The sequence below is a fragment of the Brachyspira catarrhinii genome, from assembly GCF_005518285.1.
In the GTDB taxonomy this organism is placed as follows: domain Bacteria; phylum Spirochaetota; class Brachyspiria; order Brachyspirales; family Brachyspiraceae; genus Brachyspira; species Brachyspira catarrhinii.
In genome coordinates this window covers 1-2,211 of sequence record NZ_SJDU01000371.1, presented here as the reverse complement: position 1 = coordinate 2,211, position 2,211 = coordinate 1, and the positions used below count along the sequence as shown (strand labels likewise).

At 21.1% G+C, this 2,211-nt stretch carries 1 protein-coding gene; it reads left to right on the top strand.

Going from position 1 to position 2,211, the window contains the following annotated elements; all coding sequences use genetic code 11:
- Nucleotides 1-479 precede the first annotated feature (479 nt).
- Nucleotides 480-2,211 (top strand): hypothetical protein (locus EZH24_RS10595; protein ID WP_137999093.1); only part of this gene is annotated, 1,732 nt, incomplete at its 3' end.

Genomic DNA, 2,211 nt, shown 5'->3' with positions numbered 1-2,211 from the left:
GAGAGTGTAGGCGAAGACAGTGAGCATAAAGAGTTATGTTCTAGATGTGCTGAAGCGGTTAAATAAAAAATAACATAATTATTTAAATATTAAAAGGGCAGCTATGAATAATGGCTGTCCTTTTTAGTATTGACTTTATTTTTTTTTGTAATATAATAAAGATATTAAATATCTTAATATCTAATATATGTCGCCATGATTTTGTGTAAGGAGGCATAGCTATTATGATATTTAATAATTTAAAAAAATGTAATTTCCATTTAAATTGCATAAAACTTTATAAAATACTTAGCGTGTGTTTTATATTTTTTAAATGTATTCTTCTACATTATTTACTAATTGGTATTAATTCTATATATAACTATGTCATATTTGTAAGTTTTATTATCAATACAACTTAAAATCAGTTTCATTTTCTAAAATATTACTTTTTATTTTGTAGAATTATAGAAATTAATAATCAATAGGAGATAAAATATATGAGAGAATTATATAAAAAATTTGACAGCAAAAAATTTGATGAAGTTTTAGCTAAATTAAATAAAATTGATATAAACCAAAAAGTTAATGAACATAATTTTTGTTATGCATATGATGATGCAGAAGATCAAGAATTAAAGAAGAAAGAGCTATATGAAAGAATAAATTGTTTGATTTGTATGTATGATACTGATGATATAGATATACCTATATTACTTCAGTCAATCAATTATTTATATAAGAATATTAATGAGTATGATTTTACCATTAATTATAGGGCATTATTTTTCTTTTTTGCATTCACAAAAATAAAAACTGTTATGGAAAATAAAAATGAAAAGGAAATACAGGTTTATAATGCTTTATACTTTTTATATGATATGTATTTCCATCATATATATATTGATGATATTAAAAAGTTTTTAAGCAATGATTATGTTGTTGTTAGTGGGGAATTTGGTAATGAAGATTTTGATTTTGATATTGATAAATATATTGAAGATGTAAGAAAATTAATAATAGAATTAGATGAGCATTCTTTTTATTCTTATGCTAAAAAAGATTTTAAAGATGCTAATTTTGAAGATATTAATTTACTATATTTTTATTTTATACATAGAGCTTTTACATTTGGAGAATTTAATCCTTTTAGAATTGAGATTAAATATGAAATCCTTAATAAAGATGGATTTATTGATAATGCTATAGAATATTTAAATACTGTCAATTTTACGGATTATAAATACCATATTATACATGATATGAATGTGGAAAGGCTTGAGTATATATATTTTTGGACAGATGATTATTTAGCTCTTGATATATTTAAAACCAATGCTTATGTCCTTAATTTATCAGCTCAATATAATTATTTTAAATATTTGAAAACTAAAGATGAAAAATATAGAGATAATGCTATATCATATATGTATGATGTTGTATTATCAGTTAGTAAATATCATAATATGACTTTGATGGAAAGAACTAAGACTTTATTTGAAAATATGCTTTATATATTATTTAGAGAGTGTGAAAGTTATAGTGATTTTGAAGTGATGATATATGCTATTGCTTTAAAAATTTCTGATTTCAGATTTGATTATGTTAGATATGATTATCTTAATATAGCTAAGCATAAAAATAAAAATGGAGAAGTATGCTATTTTTATCATGATTATGATATTAAAGAAATGGCATTAAGGAATTATTATTTAGAAACAAGAAAAAATGAAATTGAAAAATCTCTTATTAAATTTGGGCATATTCAAAATAATAGTAATAATAATGAAGATGATTTTAAAGCATGCAAAGAAGAATTAGATTTTTTAAAGACTTTATGCTATGAGTTTACTAATTTAGCAAAAGATTTAAAAAATATAAAAAAAATTCAGAATATTATTGATATATGTACAACTCTTAATATTAATTATATACTTAAATTTTCTAAACTTAAGTTTTACAAATATAATGATAAAGGGCTTGAAAATGGATTTGATATAATTACTAATAATACAATTATATATGAAGCAATAGAAAATATAAAACTTATATATATGTTTTATTACTCCAAAATTAAAGCCAAAGAATTTGATGCCTGCTTAAAATTAAATGAGCAGATAGTAAACTATATTAATATATTAAAAGATGAGAAGAAATATGATATTATAGAGCAGATTATAATATCATTAAAAGCGTATATAAATGCTGATGATTATGAAAATAAGTTAAAGC